Source organism: Microbacterium plantarum (assembly GCF_035231185.1).
In the GTDB taxonomy this organism is placed as follows: Bacteria; Actinomycetota; Actinomycetes; order Actinomycetales; family Microbacteriaceae; genus Microbacterium; species Microbacterium plantarum.
In genome coordinates, this window is sequence record NZ_CP141117.1 from 891,398 (window position 1) to 905,502 (window position 14,105).

Here is a 14,105-nt window from a genome sequence, read left to right on the forward strand (position 1 = left end):
TCGCGGCGAGAACGCACCCGCGACGGTGCGCTCTCGGCGCCATGGGTGCGTACTCGGCCGAGCTACGTCAGGCAAGCGCCTCACGCAGCACGGCGAGCCAAGCGGGGAATGCGTCGAGATGTGCGTCGTGGGTGCCGTCGGGGAGAGGCAGGATGCGGGTGCCGGGGCGTCGGCGGACAAGCTCGGCCTGTTGCTCGGGGGAGAACATGCCGCGGTGGGCGAAGACGGCGGTCGTCGGCACCGTGAGGCTCTCCCACTCGGGCCATCGCGGCTCGTGCACCGCGGTGATCACGGCCTGCATGACGTCCGCGTCGAAGCGCGGCCGCAATCCCGACGGCGTCTTCTCGAGGTCGGCGACCCAGGCGTCGACGAGCGGCGAGTCGCCCAGGAAGGCCCGCGCGGCGGCAGCGTCGGCGAACGGGGGCGGCCACGAGGCGAAGAAGGCGCCGAGGTCGGCGGCATCCTGAGGATCGGCGCTTCCCGCCGGGTGTCCCTCCAGCATGACGAGCCGGCTCACCAGGTCGGAATGACGGCTCGCGGTGAGGAACGCGGTGTGCGCGCCCATCGACTGTCCGACCAGCGCCACCCGCTCGTCCGGCGCGAACCGCTCGATCACGGCGACGGCATCCGCAACGAAGGCGTCGCGGGAGAGATCGTCGGGTCGCCGCGTGCTGCAGCCATGACCGCGTTGGTCGAGCAGCAGCACGCGATGCCGGTCGGTGAGCGCGTCCGCCGTGGGCATGAGCTCGCGCGAGCTGCCCGCCAACCCGTGCAGCAGCAGGACCGCGGAACCCGACCCTCCCGCCTCGGTCACCGTGAGCGAGACGCCGTCACGGTCGATGATGGTGCGGCGGTGCTGCGTCATCCCTCCATTCTCGCCGCCATGGTGCGTGCTCGGCGCGAGCTACGACCAGCGCAGTGGCGTGACCTCGCCCGTCTCCCAGTCGCGACGGAGGATGCTGTACGCCACCGATCCCAGCGGTTCGGCCCCCTCGACGGGCCATCCCTCGCGGTAGTAGGCCTCCTGGACCCAGCCGCACGCATCGAAGACGCGGCGCATCGCGCGATTGTCCTCGCGGGTCTGCCCCTCGAAGCGGTCGACGTCGGGCATCGTCGTGAACACGTGGTCTGCCGCCGTCGCCAGCACGTCTTTCGCGAGGCCGCGGCCCCGCCACGCCGACGCCAGCCGGAGATCGAACAGCGGTGCGCCGTCGCTGATCTCCTCGAGGCGGAAGAACCCGATGCGGCCGTGCTCGACATGGTCGATCCAGAACGAGTCGTTGTCGTCGTCGCGGAACCGTCCCGCGGCGATGCCGTCCTCGACCTGCTCGCGCGTCGGCCGGGTCCCGACGTGGAACGGGAACACCTCGCCGGTCATGAACGCGATCAGTTCCTCGCGGTCGGCTCCCGTCGGGTCGATACGGACGAGCTCGATGATCATGGCGGCGCCTTCGCTTCGGGGGCGGGCGGTGCCGCGGTCGCGGCAGCCGTGCGCCGGTCAGCGGCGCTCGCGCTCAACGCTAACGGCTGGCTGGGCTGTGTCAGGTCAGGGGATGAAGGCGCTCGCTTCGCGGGCGAGGTGTTCGCCGATGGATACCACGGCGATCGCAACCACCGCCACCGCGAGAACCCCGGCGATCTGCACGCCCCGCCGTTTCGGGGTCAGGAACGCCGCAACCAGCGCGACGACGAGGCACAGCGCCGCGAAGAGACGAAGGCCAGCGGACACCGCGATAGCGAGATACGCCTCGTCATCTCGCACCGCGATCAGGCCGGACGCGACGTCGAGTCCCGCGAGTACGACCGCGCCCGACGCGATCGCGAGCGGTGCAGATGGATGGACGTCGAGCTTCGTCACGCCGCCGAGCCTAGGCGGTCAGACGGTGGCGGGTGCCGACTTCCAGCCGAGCGCGGGAGCGACGTACTTCGCGAACGACTCGACGATGCGCAGGTTGAACTCGACGCCCAGCTGCGACGGGATCGTCAGCATGAGGGTGTCGGCGCTCATGACCGCGGCATCCTGCAGCAGCTGCTCGACGAGGACGTCGGGCGCCGCGGCGTACGTCTTGCCGAAGGTCGAGCGCATGCCGTCGATGTAACCGATGCCGTCCTGGTCGTTGCTGCCGCCGAAGTACAGCTCGTCCTCGGCGGTCGTGATCGGGAAGACCGAGCGGCTGACCGACGTGCGGGGCTCACCGGGATGCCCGGCTTCGCGCCACGCGGCGCGGAACGCATCGAGCTGTCGGGCCTGCAGGATGTCGAACGGCGTACCGTCCGCCTCGGTGAGGAGCGTCGACGACATCAGGTGCACACCCTTGCGTCCGGCCCACTCAGCGGTCTCGGTCGTGCCGGCGCCCCACCAGATGCGGGAGCGGAGTCCGGAGGAGTGGGGCTCGATCCGCTGCATCCCGTTCCCGCCGCCGAAGGGACTGTTCGGGTCGCGCTCGGCGAGTCCTTCGCCCTCGATGGCGCGGAGGAAGGTGTCGAAGTGCTCGCGTGCGATGTCGGCGCCGCGGGGATCCTGCGAGCCGGTGTACCCGAACGCCTCGTACCCGCGGACGACGGTCTCGGGTGACCCGCGGCTCACGCCGAGCGCGAGTCGCCCGTCGGAGATCAGGTCGACGGCCGCGGCCTCCTCGGCGAGGTAGAGCGGGTTCTCGTACCGCATGTCGATGACGCCGGTGCCGATCTCGATGTTCTTCGTCGTCGCGGCGATCGCGGCCAGCAGCGGCATCGGCGACGCCTGCTGCCGTGCGAAGTGGTGCACGCGGAAGTAGGCGCCCACGGCGCCGAGGTCGTCCATTCCCTGCGCGAGGTCGATGGCCTGACGCAGCGAATCACCGGCGGTGAGCTCGCGACCGCCGCCCAGGGGACCGTAGTGACCGAACGAGAGAGTGCCGAAACGCTGCATGTCAACCCGCAACGCCCGTGGCCCCGTTCGCATTCCCCCGTGCATAGGCTGGGCGAAACCGACCCCGGGAGGTGTCATGGTCCAGGTCCGCGTTCTCGGGGTCGCGCTCGATCCCGCTCAGCAGCACGTCATCCTGCTCAAGCCCGTCGACGCGCTGTCGGATCGGGTGCTGCCGGTCTGGATCGGTTCGCAGGAGGCGACGTCGATCCTCGTCGCGGTCGAAGGGGTCTCGCCCCCGCGTCCCCTCGCGCACGACCTCATGATCCGCCTGCTCGACGCGACGGACGCGACCGTCGACCGTGTCGAGGTCACCCGCATCGACGACGGCACCTTCTACGCCGAGGTGACGGTCACGGCCCTCACCGGATCTCGGGTGGTCGATGCCCGCCCCTCCGACGCGATCGCGCTCGCCTCGCGTGCCGGGGCGCCGATCTTCGTCGCCGACGACGTGCTCGCCGAGGCGGGCATCCCCGATACCGTGAGCGAAGCGCCGGAGGGGGCCGAGACTCCCGAGGCGGCCGAGCAGCGCGTCGCGGAGTTCCGCGAGTTCCTCGACGACATCGATCCCGACGATTTCCGCGGCTGACGCGCCGGCCGAAGAGCCGGCGCAGCCGCATCCGATCCACACCCCCCCCGACGAAAGGAACACCCATGTCCCGCATCCTGATCATCGGAGGCCACGGCAAGGTCGCGCTCCGCCTGGAGCCGATCCTCGCCGAGCGCGGTGACACCGTCACCGCCGTCATCCGCAACCGCGATCACGAGGCCGACGTCGCCGCGACCGGTGCCACGCCACTCGTCGCCGACGTCGAGTCCTTCGACGTCGACCAGCTGACGAACCTGCTCAGCGGCAACGACGCGGTCGTCTGGGCTGCCGGAGCCGGAGGAGGGGATGCCGCCCGAACCTGGGCCGTCGACCGCGACGCGGCCATCCGCTCGATCGACGCCGCCGCGGCAGCCGGCGTGCGCCGCTACGTCATGGTGTCGTACTTCGGTGCGGGACCGGATCACGGCGTGCCCGAGGACGACTCCTTCTACGCCTACGCCGAGGCGAAGGCGGAGGCCGACGCGCACCTGCGCGAGAGCGGGCTGGACTGGACGATCGTCGCGCCGAGCGGCCTGACGCTCGACGAGCCGACCGGCAAGATCACGGTGGGCGGCTCGGGCGAGGAGTCCGTTCCCCGCGGCGATGTCGCGGCGGTCATCGCAGCCGTCCTCGCCGAGCCCTCGACGGCCGGACGCATGATCGAGTTCACGGGCGGCGACACCCCGATCGAGGCGGCCCTCACAGCCGACTGACCGTTTTTGTTAGGGTTGCCTTGCCTCATCGCGCTCGCCGCGAGATCGACCCGAGGGAAGGCCCCCACATGCTGTCTCGTCCCCTTCGGCGCGCCCTGAGCGCCGTCGCCATCTCGGCCGCCGCGGCCCTCGTCGTGGCCGGATGTGCGGCGCAGCCCTCTGCGGCCGACGTCGCCCCTGAGGCCAGCGCCGCGGCTCGCTCCGTCGAGCACGCCCGCGGCGTCACCGAGATTCCCGAGCAGCCCCAGCGCGTCGTGACCCTCGAGCCCCTCGAACTCGACACCGCGGTCTCCGTCGGCATCACGCCGGTCGGAGCCGCGGTCGCGAGTAACGTCGCGGGGATCCCCGCCTACCTCGGCGTCGATGGCGTTCAACCGGTCGGCACGGTACCCGAGCCCGACCTCGAGGCGATCGCCGCGCTCAAGCCCGATCTCATCCTCGGAACCGAGGCGCGTCACTCGAAGCTGTACGACCAGCTGTCCGCGATCGCCCCGACAGTCTTCATCGCGACGCAGGCGGACCCGTGGCGTGACAACGCGGAGCTGATCGGCGAGGCGCTCGGGCGCGAGGATGAGGTCGCGGCGCAGATCGCCGCCGTCGACGACCGCTGCGCCGAAATCGGCGAAGCCCACGATCTCGCCGGCAAGACGGCACAGGTCATCCGCCCCCGCGACGAGACGACCCTCAGCCTGTACGGACCCGTCTCGTTCGCGGGCAGCCTGCTCGAGTGCGTCGGCTACACGACGCCCGCGCACGACTGGGCCGACGGACTGCAGGCCGACATCTCTCCCGAGAACGTCCTCGACGCGCGTGCGGACGCCGTCTTCGTCACGGCATCCGACACGACCGACGCATCGGCGGTTCCGGCGGCGATCACCCAGAACGCGAATGCCTTCCCGTCGGTGACCCTCGTCGACACGAGCACCTGGGTGGCCGGTGTCGGTCCGCGCGGCGCCCAGAGCGTGCTGAGCGACATCGAGCGCTTCCTCGACGGGCGGTGAGCTCGAGAGCCGGACGCGCGGCGGCGGGGGCCGCGATCGCCCTGGCCCTGGTGCTCGTCGTCGCGGCATCCCTGGCCGTTGGGGCGAATCCGCTGTCACTCGACACCGTCATCGGGGTGCTGCGCGGCGAGGGCTCGCCCGAGGCGACGTTCGTCGTCGCCGAGCTCCGCGTTCCGCGGACGGTCGTGGGGCTTATCGCGGGTGCTGCCCTCGGTGTCGCCGGAGCGTTGATGCAGGCCTTCACGCGTAATCCGCTCGCTGATCCCGGCATCCTCGGAGTCAACGCCGGCGCCGCTCTCGCGGTCGCGCTCGGAATGGCGGTCCTCGGCGTCCACGCGACGTCGGGAGCGGTCTGGTTCGCGTTCGTCGGCGCACTCGTCGTTACGGTCGCCGTCTACCTGATCGGCTCGGGCGGGCGCGGGGCGGCGGGACCGATCCGGCTCACGCTCGCGGGTGTCGCGCTCGGTGCCGTGCTGTCGGGCATCACGACGGGCATCGTGCTCAGCGATCCCGACGCCTTCGTTGCGATGCGCAGCTGGAACGCCGGGTCGCTCCTGGGTCGCGGCTGGGACACCATCGTGCCGGTCGCGCCCTTCATCGCGCTCGGGCTCGTCCTGGCGCTCGTGCTCGGCGCCGGACTCAACGCCGTCGCACTGGGCGATGACGTCGCTCGGGCGCAGGGGGCGAACCTCGCCGGCATCCGGATCGGCGTCACCGTCGCGGTGACCCTCCTGGCCGGGGCGGCGACGGCACTGGCGGGGCCGATCTCGTTCGTCGGGCTCATGGTGCCGCACATCGCACGCTGGCTGTTCGGTGCCGATCACCGGGTGATCCTCGCCGTCAGCGCCCTGCTCGCCCCGGTCGTCGTGCTCGCCGCGGACGTCGTGGGGCGCGTGCTCATCGCGCCCGCGGAACTGCCGGCCGGCATCGTCACGGCGTTCGTGGGAGCTCCGATCCTCATCGCGCTCGCGCGCCGACGCCGGGCGAGCGCACTGTGAGCGGCGGGCCGCGGATGCTGCGCCTGCGGGTCGGTGGACTGCACGTTCCCGTCCGCCTGCGCAGCGTCGTCGTCGGGATGGCTGCTCTCGTGGTCGCGGGCGTCCTGCTGGTCGTCGCCCTCGGCGCCGGTACGTTCCCCGTCGCGCCGGGCGATGTCATCGCGGCGCTGGCCGGCGCGAGCGACGATGCGCTCGTGCAGACCGTCGTCCGCGAGTGGCGGCTGCCGCGAGCGCTCGGAGCCCTCGGCGTGGGGGCGATCCTCGGGATCGCGGGGGCGCTCTTCCAGACCGTCACCCGCAATCCGCTCGCGAGCCCCGACATCCTGGGGCTGTCGAGCGGAGCGTTCACCGGGATGCTCGCCGCGCTCGTTCTGGTGTCGTCGAGCTGGCCGGTGCTCGTGGGCGGCTCGCTGATCGGTGCTCTCGGCACCGCGGTCGCGATCTGGGCGCTCGCCTGGCGCGGCGGGTTGCAGGGGTTCCGCCTCATCGTCGTCGGCATCGGCGTCTCGGCGATGCTCGCGTCGCTCAACACCTGGATGCTGCTGCAGATCGAGCTCGAGACCGCGATGTTCGCCTCGGCCTGGGGCGCAGGCAGTCTCAACGGCGTCACGGCTCCGGCGGTGGCCGGTGCACTCGCGTGTGCGGTGCCGTTCGTCGCCCTGTCGTTCGCGCTCGTACCGCGGCTGCGTCAGCTCGAGCTCGGTGACGACCTCGCTGCCGCCACCGGCGCCCGACCGCAGCTCGTTCGCACGCTCGCGCTGCTGGTCGGGGTCGTGCTGGTCGCGGCCGCGACGACCGTCGGCGGTCCCATCGCCTTCGTCGCGCTGGCCGCGCCGCAGGTGGGGCGCCTCATCGCGCGCACTCCGCACCTGTCGCTCGGGCTCTCCGCCCTGATCGGCGCCGTGCTGCTGATCGCCTCCGACCTCATCGCGCAGCACGTGCTGCCCGCTCCGCTTCCCGTCGGCGTCGTCACCGTCTCGCTCGGCGGCGCCTACCTCGTCCTCATGATCGTGCTGGAGGTCCGCCGCCGTGCCTGACCCGTTCCCTTCGGCGACATCGCTCGCCGCCGAGTCCGTGACCCTCGCCTACGACGGCGCCGAGATCGTCCGCGATCTGTCGGTACGAATCGAGCCCGGGTCGTTCACCGTCATCATCGGGCCCAACGCCTGCGGCAAATCCACTCTTCTGCGCGGCCTGTCGCGCCTGCTCGCGCCGCGTGCGGGGAACATCGTGCTCGACGGGCGCGCGATCACCGAGCTGCCCGCGAAGGAGGTCGCCCGCCGACTGGGTCTGCTGCCGCAATCGGCGATCGCGCCCGAGGGCATCACCGTACGCGAGCTCGTCGGACGCGGGCGCTATCCGCACCAGAACCTCTTCCGGCAGTGGTCGGCCGCCGATGATGCGGCCGTCGACGAGGCGCTGGCGGCGACCGGGACGACGCAGCTCGCCTCGCGCGCGGTCGAGGCCCTCTCGGGCGGCCAGCGGCAGCGCGTCTGGGTCGCAATGGTCCTGGCGCAGCAGACGGACCTGCTGCTGCTCGACGAGCCGACGACGTTCCTTGATATGGCCCACCAGGTCGACCTGATGGAGCTCTTCGCCGAGCTGAACGAGCGGGGCCGTACGATCGTCGCGGTGCTCCACGACCTGAACCACGCCGCCCGGTACGCGAGCCGCATCGTCGCGATGCGAGACGGGCGCATCCTCGCGGAGGGACCCCCGGCGGAGGTGATCACGAGCGAGCGGGTGCAGGAGGTCTTCGGGCTCGCGAACGTCGTCGTCGATGATCCGGTCACGGGTGGGCCGCTCGTCGTGCCGCTGCGCGCGCGTCGGCCCAGGGCAGTGACGGGGGAGGAAGCACCGTGAGCCTTGAGCGTCCCTGGGCGTACAGCGCCTTCGTCGTCGAGGTCGCCGCCGTGGCGAGACTGAGCCCCGGCTTCATCCGCATCACCCTTCGCGGGGAGGCGCTGGCGAACTTCGCGCCGTGGGGGCTCGACCAGCGCATCAAGATCGTGTTGCCGATGCCCGGGCGCCCACACCCGGGGCTCGCCGAGTTCGGCCTGCTCGACGAGCCGACCCCGCACCCCTCCGACTGGTACGCCCGGTGGAAGGCGCTCGACGAGGACGACCGCAACGTGCTGCGCACCTATACGCCGTCGGCGATTCGCGTCGCCGAACGCGAGATCGACGTCGACTTCTTCCTGCACGAGCCCGTCGGCCCCGCCTCGGCATGGGCCCTGGCCGCCCGCCCCGGCGACCCGCTCGTCATCACGGGACCCGACGTGCGGATGGGATGGACGGGATACGGCATCCATTGGACGCCGGGCGAGGCGAGCCGTTTCCTCCTCGTGGGCGACGAGACGGCTTTCCCCGCCCTGCGGAACATCGTCGACTCGCTGCCGGAGGAGGCGCAGCCGCACGTGATCGTCGGCGCGGCGGACCCCGCCGACGACCTCGTCACGCGATCGATCGCCGACCGTGCCCTCGTGACGCGTGTCGAGCACCGCGCCGGCGACGACGCCCTCTCCACGGCGGTGCGGTCCTGGGCCGCGGAGCACGGTGCCGCCGCCGCGGCCGACCCGGGCTACGGCGTGTGGCTCGCCGGCGAGTCGGGCGTCGTCACCGGCATCCGCCGGTTCCTGACCGCCGAGGTCGGCATGCCGAAGGAGCGCATCTCGTTCCTCGGGTACTGGCGGCACGGCGGCCCGCTCGTCGGGTGATTCCCGACGCTCGCGCTAACTCCTCATGGTCGGAGGTCGTCTCGGCGGCCATCGCGGGCATCCCGGGCCGTCCGGTGCGGGCAACGCCCGAAAGTGAGGAGTTGGCGCGGCGTGGCGGCGGACGCCACGCTCGATACGCTGGCGGGATGACCCCGCGCGACCTTACCGGCGGCGCTGTCCTGCGCGCCGCCCGCCCCGGTGACGAGACCGGCATCCTCGCCTGCATCCACGCCCTCGCCGTCTACGAGCGCGAACCGGATGCCGTCGAGAACACCGCCGAGATGCTCACCGAGACGCTGTTCGGACCAGAGCCCCGCGCCTTCTGCCACGTGGTCGAGCGCGACGGCGCGATCATGGGCATCGCGATCTGGTTCCTGACCTATTCGACCTGGACGGGACGCCACGGCATCTGGCTCGAAGACCTCTTCGTCGACGAATCGCAGCGCGGCACCGGCTACGGCAAGGCGCTGATCGCGTCGCTCGCCGAGGTCTGCGTCGAACGCGGATACTCGCGGCTGGAGTGGACCGTCCTCGACTGGAACGCCCCCTCGATCGCGTTCTACCGCTCGATCGGGGCCGAGCCGATGTCGGAGTGGACGACGCAGCGCCTCACCGGCGACGCCCTGCACGCGCTCGCCGGCTGAGTGCTGCCATGCCCCTCGGAGCGCCCCGCGTCAATCCCGGCGACGCGGTCGGAGCGCGCTCGTAGGGTGGACTCATGGCAGATCAGATCCACGTTCCGAACGTGTCACTCAACTCCGGCTTCGAGATCCCGCAGCTCGGCTACGGCGTCTTCAAGGTCGACCCGGCCGAGACCGAGCGTCTCGTCTCCGAGGCCTTCGAGGCGGGCTACCGCCACATCGACACCGCCGCGATCTACGGCAACGAGGAGGGCGTCGGCCGCGCCATCGCCGCGAGCGGCATCCCGCGTGACGAGCTGTTCATCACGACCAAGCTGTGGAACGACCGCCAGGGCGGCGATGAGCCCCGCAAGGCACTCTCCGAGAGCCTCGAGAAGCTCGGGCTCGACCACGTCGACCTCTACCTCGTGCACTGGCCGGCCCCCGCCAACGGCAACTACGTCAACGCGTGGCAGAAGCTCATCGAGCTGCGCGACGCGGGCCACACCCGCTCGATCGGCGTCTCGAACCACCTCGTCGAGCACCTCGAGAAGATCCACGCCGAGACCGGTGTGCTCCCCGCCGTCAACCAGATCGAGCTGCACCCGGCCTACCAGCAGAAGGATGTCGTCGACTGGGCGACCGACAAGGGCGTGCGCATCGAGTCGTGGGGTCCGCTCGGTCAGGGCAAGTACGACCTGTTCGGTGCCGAGCCCGTCGCCGAGGCAGCCGCCGCGCACGGCAAGAGCCCGGCTCAGGTCGTGCTGCGCTGGCACCTGCAGCGTGGCTTCATCGTCTTCCCCAAGACGGTCAGCCGCGAGCGCATGGTCGAGAACGCATCGCTGTTCGACTTCGAGCTCACCACGGCGCAGGTCGACGCGATCTCGGCGCTCGACCCGGGCGACGGCTCGGGCCGCGTGAGCGCCCACCCCTCCGAGGTGAACTGACCCCCCTCGGGCCGTTCCGGCTTCGGCTTCGGGCGCAGTTCTCGGCATCGCGCGCAGATTCTTCTGCGGCGAAGATCGGGAACTGCGCCCGATCCGCGTGCGGCCGCCGGTTTCGTAGGCTGGAGGCGTGGCATCCGTTCTCAACGTCTCGGCGTATCTCTTCACGCACATCGCCGACCCCGCCGCACTGCGCGAGGTGCTGCGCGAGCGTGCCGTGGGCGCGGGGCTCAAGGGCACGATTCTGCTGGCCGAGGAGGGCATCAACCTCTTCCTCGCCGGTGCCGAGACCGATGTCCGGGGCTTCCTCGACGACCTGCGCGCCGACGAGCGCTTCGCAGCGCTGACGGCCAAGGAGAGCTGGTCCGACGAGCAGCCGTTCGGCCGGATGCTCGTCAAGGTCAAGCGCGAGATCATCCGCATGGACCGCCCCGCGATCCGCCCCGCCGCCGAACGCGCGCCCAGCGTGTCGCCCGGCGACCTGCGGCGCTGGCTCGACCAGGGCCACGACGACACCGGCCGCGAGATCGTGCTGCTCGACACCCGCAACGCGTTCGAGGTCGACTACGGCACCTTCGTGGGCGCCGTCGACTGGCGGATCGAACGGTTCACCCAGTTCCCGGATGCTGCGGCCGCGCATCGCGACCAGCTCGCCGATAAGACGGTCGTCAGCTTCTGCACGGGAGGTATTCGCTGCGAGAAGGCGGCGATCGTCCTGCGCGAGGAGGGGGTCGACGCCTACCAGCTCGAGGGCGGGATCCTCGGCTACTTCGAGCACGCGGGCGGTGCGCACTGGAACGGAGAGTGCTTCGTCTTCGACGAGCGCGAGGCTCTCGCCCCCGACCTGACGGCGCGGCGCTGACGGTGGCGCGAATCGTCGTCCTCACGGGGGCCGGTATCTCCGCCGAGTCGGGCATCCGTACGTTCCGCGCCGCCGACGGACTCTGGGAGGACCACCGCATCGAGGATGTCGCGACTCCCGAGGGCTATGCGGCCGACCCGGCTCTCGTCCACGCGTTCTACGACGAGCGTCGTCGCGCGGCGGCCGCCGCGGAGCCCAATGCGGCGCATATCGCGCTCGCCGACCTCGAAGCACTGCGCCCGGGCGATGTGCTCATCGTCACGCAGAACATCGACGATCTGCACGAGCGTGCCGGGTCGGTGCGCGTCAGCCACATCCACGGCGAGCTCGAGTCGGCGCTCTGCGAGGCGTGCGGAGAGCGGATGCGGTGGCACGGCGACCTCGCCGACGGGCCGCCCTGCCCCGTGTGCGGAGCCCGAGCGCTCCGCCCCGACGTGGTCTGGTTCGGTGAGGCGGTATATGGGCTCGACGACATCTTCGACGCGGTGGCGCTGTGCGAGCAGTTCTGGGTGATCGGGACGTCGGGGGCGGTCACGCCCGCGGCATCCCTCGTCGCGGTGGCGGCGGAAGCCGGGGCCCGCACCGCTCTGCTGAACCTCGAGGCCTACGAGGACCTTCGCCTGTTCGACGACGTCCTGCTCGGCCCGGCGACGGCGACCGTTCCCGAGTGGGTCGCCCGCTTCTGAGCGTCGCGGTCGGGGGTCGGCGGTAGCGTCATCGCATGGAACCGCATCGGCTCACGCGCGAGCAGGCGCGCCGCGTCATCGTGCGGGCGCAGCTGCTCGAGGCAGACCGTCCCGGCGACGTCGTCGAGGTGGCCGAGCAGATCGGCGCCATCAAGATCGACCCGACGGCCGTCATCGCGCCCAGCGAGCAGGCCATCCCGTGGGCGAGGATCGGCTGGGGATATGAGCCGGGGCAGCTGACGAAGGCCGTCGAAGACGACCGACACCTCTTCGAGTACGCCGGATCGTTCCACCCCGCGAGCATGCTGCCCGCGATGCGCGTGCGGATGCGGATGCGTCCTGTGCGCGAGAGCACCGCGGCGTGGCTCGAGGCCAACAGCGCGTTCCGGGCCGACGTGCTGGCGCGCCTGCGCGCGGACGGACCGCTGCTGGCGGCCGACATCCCCGACACCGCCGCCGTGCCCGCCGGCAACGACAGCGGCTGGTACAGCGACAACCAGGTGCCGCGCATGCTCGATCTGCTCGAGCGGCTCGGCGAGGTCGCGGTCGTGGGGCGCGCCGGTCGACTGCGCCGCTGGGATGTCGCCGAGCGGGCTCGCGGTCCCGAGCCCGCCGACCTGACCTACGACGAGGCAGGGGCGATCCTCGACGAGCGCCGGCTGCAGGGCGCGGGGCTCGCGCGGCAGAAGTCGTCGTGGTCGGGAGTCGGGATGGCCGGCGAGCCGGCCGTCGTCGAGGGGAGCACGTGGAAGTGGCGGGTGGACCCGCGGGTGCTCGAGGCGATCGACGACGATCCCGGCGGGAGGGTGGCGATCCTCAACCCGTACGACGGGATGCTGTTCGACCGCCCGCGCCTGATTGAGGCGTTCGACTTCACCTACAAGCTCGAGCAGTTCGTTCCGAAGGCTCAGCGCGTGTACGGGTATTTCGCGCATCCGATCCTCTGCGGCGATCGGTTCATCGGCCTCCTCGACGCTGCCCTCGACAAACCGAAGGAGAACCTCGTCGTCGCGTCGCTGCACGAGCTCGTGCCCTGGGAGAACGAGGAACGCGAGATGGTCGAGGCGGAGATCCGCGACCTGGCCGAATGGCTCGGGGTGCCGGTACGCGGACTCGACTGACTCCGCCCCTGGCCTACCAGCCGACCGTCGAGGTCGCAAGTCGGTCGCGATGGCGCCGGTGACGGCGAAGCATGGTGACAGCCCCGCAATCGAAACGAAAGGAGCCGCCCATGGCTCGCATCATCGAGACCATCGACGTCGACGTTCCCGTCTCCGTCGCCTACAACCAGTGGACGCAGTTCGAGTCGTTCCCGCACTTCCTCAGCTTCGTCGAGTCGGTCACCCAGCTCGACGACGGCACGACCCACTGGAAGGTCAAGATCGGCGGGGCTGAGCGCGAGTTCACCGCGAAGATCACCGAGCAGCACCCCGACGAGCGTGTCGCCTGGAACAGCGTCGGCGGCAAGGACGAGCACGCCGGTGTCGTGACCTTCCACAAGCTCAGCGACAACGAGACCCGCGTCACGGTTCAGCTGGACTGGAAGCCCGAGGGCTTCGTCGAGTCGGTCGGCGCGGCCATCGGCATCGACGACCACGCCGTGAAGAAGGACCTCACGCGCTTCAAGGAGTTCATCGAGTCGCGCGGCACCGAGACCGGAGCCTGGCGCGGCGACATCGAGAACTGACCTCGACGCTGACGGCTACGACGAGAGGCCCCTCCGTTCGGCGGAGGGGCCTCTCGTCGCGCTGCGGGGTGGCTGCCGCTCAATCGCTGAGCTTGCGCAGCGCCGAACGCTTGTGGGCCGCCTGGTCGCCGCTCTTCTCCGACTCGACGATGAAGGCCGGCTCGTCGGCGGATGCTGTGAACTTCTGACCCGCGAACTGGAAGTCCTTCTCCTTCTTCTCGACGATCTTCCCCTGCGTCCGCCCTTGGGAGGTGTCCCAGCTGACGCGGTCGCCCTTCGACAGTTCCTGAGCCATGCCGGCTCCTTCCGTTGTGCTTCGGTTGCCGCGATCCTTCCGCCGGCCGGTGCCGGGGGAGAAGTCGTTGACACACCGGGGTCGG

The 14,105-nt window shown here is 71.0% G+C and carries 18 protein-coding genes; 13 read left to right on the plus strand and 5 right to left on the minus strand.

Annotated elements, in window-relative coordinates; all coding sequences use genetic code 11:
• Positions 1-67: 67 nt before the first annotated feature.
• From VC184_RS04210 to VC184_RS04225, 4 genes are all read right to left on the minus strand, one after another.
• Positions 68-865, minus strand: coding sequence for an alpha/beta fold hydrolase (locus VC184_RS04210; protein ID WP_323987364.1), 798 nt, complete (start codon positions 863-865; stop codon positions 68-70).
• 39 nt (positions 866-904) lie between these two features.
• Entirely contained in the window at positions 905-1,441 is a 537-nt protein-coding gene (locus VC184_RS04215) for a GNAT family N-acetyltransferase (RefSeq protein WP_274177474.1), read from the minus strand.
• 105 nt (positions 1,442-1,546) lie between these two features.
• A complete protein-coding gene (locus tag VC184_RS04220; RefSeq protein WP_323987366.1) occupies positions 1,547-1,858 on the minus strand; it encodes a hypothetical protein in 312 nt (103 codons plus the stop codon).
• A gap of 18 nt (positions 1,859-1,876) precedes the next feature.
• Entirely contained in the window at positions 1,877-2,911 is a 1,035-nt protein-coding gene (locus tag VC184_RS04225; RefSeq protein WP_269267469.1) for an LLM class flavin-dependent oxidoreductase, read from the minus strand.
• Between the two features lie 76 nt (positions 2,912-2,987).
• Here VC184_RS04225 and VC184_RS04230 point away from each other — a divergent pair, with 76 nt between their 5' ends.
• From VC184_RS04230 to VC184_RS04290, 13 genes are all read left to right on the plus strand, one after another.
• The gene (locus VC184_RS04230) at positions 2,988-3,497 is read left to right on the plus strand and encodes a bifunctional nuclease family protein (protein ID WP_023951957.1); all 510 of its coding nucleotides are present in this window, start codon (positions 2,988-2,990) and stop codon (positions 3,495-3,497) included.
• A 65-nt stretch (positions 3,498-3,562) separates the two neighbouring features.
• Positions 3,563-4,210, plus strand: coding sequence for an NAD(P)H-binding protein (locus VC184_RS04235; RefSeq protein ID WP_274177477.1), 648 nt, complete (start codon positions 3,563-3,565; stop codon positions 4,208-4,210).
• 68 nt (positions 4,211-4,278) lie between these two features.
• Complete coding sequence (locus VC184_RS04240; protein ID WP_282502216.1) at positions 4,279-5,211, plus strand: ABC transporter substrate-binding protein; 933 nt, start codon at positions 4,279-4,281, stop codon at positions 5,209-5,211.
• Positions 5,208-6,209: a FecCD family ABC transporter permease gene (locus VC184_RS04245; protein ID WP_323987368.1), complete on the plus strand. Its 1,002-nt coding sequence runs from the start codon at positions 5,208-5,210 to the stop codon at positions 6,207-6,209. The genes VC184_RS04240 and VC184_RS04245 overlap by 4 nt, the downstream gene beginning before the upstream one ends.
• The gene (locus VC184_RS04250; RefSeq protein WP_274177480.1) at positions 6,206-7,246 is read left to right on the plus strand and encodes a FecCD family ABC transporter permease; all 1,041 of its coding nucleotides are present in this window, start codon (positions 6,206-6,208) and stop codon (positions 7,244-7,246) included. The genes VC184_RS04245 and VC184_RS04250 overlap by 4 nt, the downstream gene beginning before the upstream one ends.
• Entirely contained in the window at positions 7,239-8,072 is an 834-nt protein-coding gene (locus VC184_RS04255) for an ABC transporter ATP-binding protein (RefSeq protein ID WP_274177481.1), read from the plus strand. Before VC184_RS04250 ends, VC184_RS04255 begins: the two co-directional genes overlap by 8 nt.
• On the plus strand, positions 8,069-8,926 hold the full coding sequence (locus VC184_RS04260; RefSeq protein WP_274177482.1) for a siderophore-interacting protein: 858 nt from the start codon (positions 8,069-8,071) through the stop codon (positions 8,924-8,926). Before VC184_RS04255 ends, VC184_RS04260 begins: the two co-directional genes overlap by 4 nt.
• Positions 8,927-9,072: 146 nt before the next feature.
• Complete coding sequence (locus VC184_RS04265; protein ID WP_323987369.1) at positions 9,073-9,570, plus strand: GNAT family N-acetyltransferase; 498 nt, start codon at positions 9,073-9,075, stop codon at positions 9,568-9,570.
• A gap of 74 nt (positions 9,571-9,644) precedes the next feature.
• Entirely contained in the window at positions 9,645-10,493 is an 849-nt protein-coding gene (locus VC184_RS04270; RefSeq protein WP_112613589.1) for an aldo/keto reductase, read from the plus strand.
• Between the two features lie 127 nt (positions 10,494-10,620).
• Entirely contained in the window at positions 10,621-11,352 is a 732-nt protein-coding gene (locus tag VC184_RS04275) for a sulfurtransferase (RefSeq protein WP_323987370.1), read from the plus strand.
• A 2-nt stretch (positions 11,353-11,354) separates the two neighbouring features.
• Entirely contained in the window at positions 11,355-12,038 is a 684-nt protein-coding gene (locus VC184_RS04280) for an NAD-dependent deacylase (RefSeq protein ID WP_323987371.1), read from the plus strand.
• 35 nt (positions 12,039-12,073) lie between these two features.
• A complete protein-coding gene (locus VC184_RS04285) occupies positions 12,074-13,159 on the plus strand; it encodes a winged helix DNA-binding domain-containing protein (RefSeq protein ID WP_323987372.1) in 1,086 nt (361 codons plus the stop codon).
• A gap of 110 nt (positions 13,160-13,269) precedes the next feature.
• Positions 13,270-13,725, plus strand: coding sequence for an SRPBCC family protein (locus VC184_RS04290; RefSeq protein ID WP_023951935.1), 456 nt, complete (start codon positions 13,270-13,272; stop codon positions 13,723-13,725).
• A gap of 79 nt (positions 13,726-13,804) precedes the next feature.
• Here VC184_RS04290 and VC184_RS04295 read toward each other — a convergent pair whose 3' ends face one another.
• Complete coding sequence (locus VC184_RS04295) at positions 13,805-14,020, minus strand: hypervirulence associated TUDOR domain-containing protein (RefSeq protein WP_112613597.1); 216 nt, start codon at positions 14,018-14,020, stop codon at positions 13,805-13,807.
• Positions 14,021-14,105 lie beyond the last annotated feature (85 nt).

Excerpts from the sequence above, each read along its gene's own strand:
- VC184_RS04215 (WP_274177474.1), bottom strand. The coding sequence starts at position 1,441 with ATGATCATCGAGCTCGTCCGTATCGACCCGACGGGAGCCGACCGCGAG.
- VC184_RS04230 (WP_023951957.1), top strand. The coding sequence starts at position 2,988 with ATGGTCCAGGTCCGCGTTCTCGGGGTCGCGCTCGATCCCGCTCAGCAG.
- VC184_RS04225 (WP_269267469.1), bottom strand. The coding sequence starts at position 2,911 with ATGCAGCGTTTCGGCACTCTCTCGTTCGGTCACTACGGTCCCCTGGGC.
- VC184_RS04210 (WP_323987364.1), bottom strand. The coding sequence starts at position 865 with ATGACGCAGCACCGCCGCACCATCATCGACCGTGACGGCGTCTCGCTC.
- VC184_RS04235 (WP_274177477.1), top strand. The coding sequence starts at position 3,563 with ATGTCCCGCATCCTGATCATCGGAGGCCACGGCAAGGTCGCGCTCCGC.
- VC184_RS04265 (WP_323987369.1), top strand. The coding sequence starts at position 9,073 with ATGACCCCGCGCGACCTTACCGGCGGCGCTGTCCTGCGCGCCGCCCGC.
- VC184_RS04240 (WP_282502216.1), top strand. The coding sequence starts at position 4,279 with ATGCTGTCTCGTCCCCTTCGGCGCGCCCTGAGCGCCGTCGCCATCTCG.
- VC184_RS04285 (WP_323987372.1), top strand. The coding sequence starts at position 12,074 with ATGGAACCGCATCGGCTCACGCGCGAGCAGGCGCGCCGCGTCATCGTG.
- VC184_RS04295 (WP_112613597.1), bottom strand. The coding sequence starts at position 14,020 with ATGGCTCAGGAACTGTCGAAGGGCGACCGCGTCAGCTGGGACACCTCC.
- VC184_RS04270 (WP_112613589.1), top strand. The coding sequence starts at position 9,645 with ATGGCAGATCAGATCCACGTTCCGAACGTGTCACTCAACTCCGGCTTC.
- VC184_RS04290 (WP_023951935.1), top strand. The coding sequence starts at position 13,270 with ATGGCTCGCATCATCGAGACCATCGACGTCGACGTTCCCGTCTCCGTC.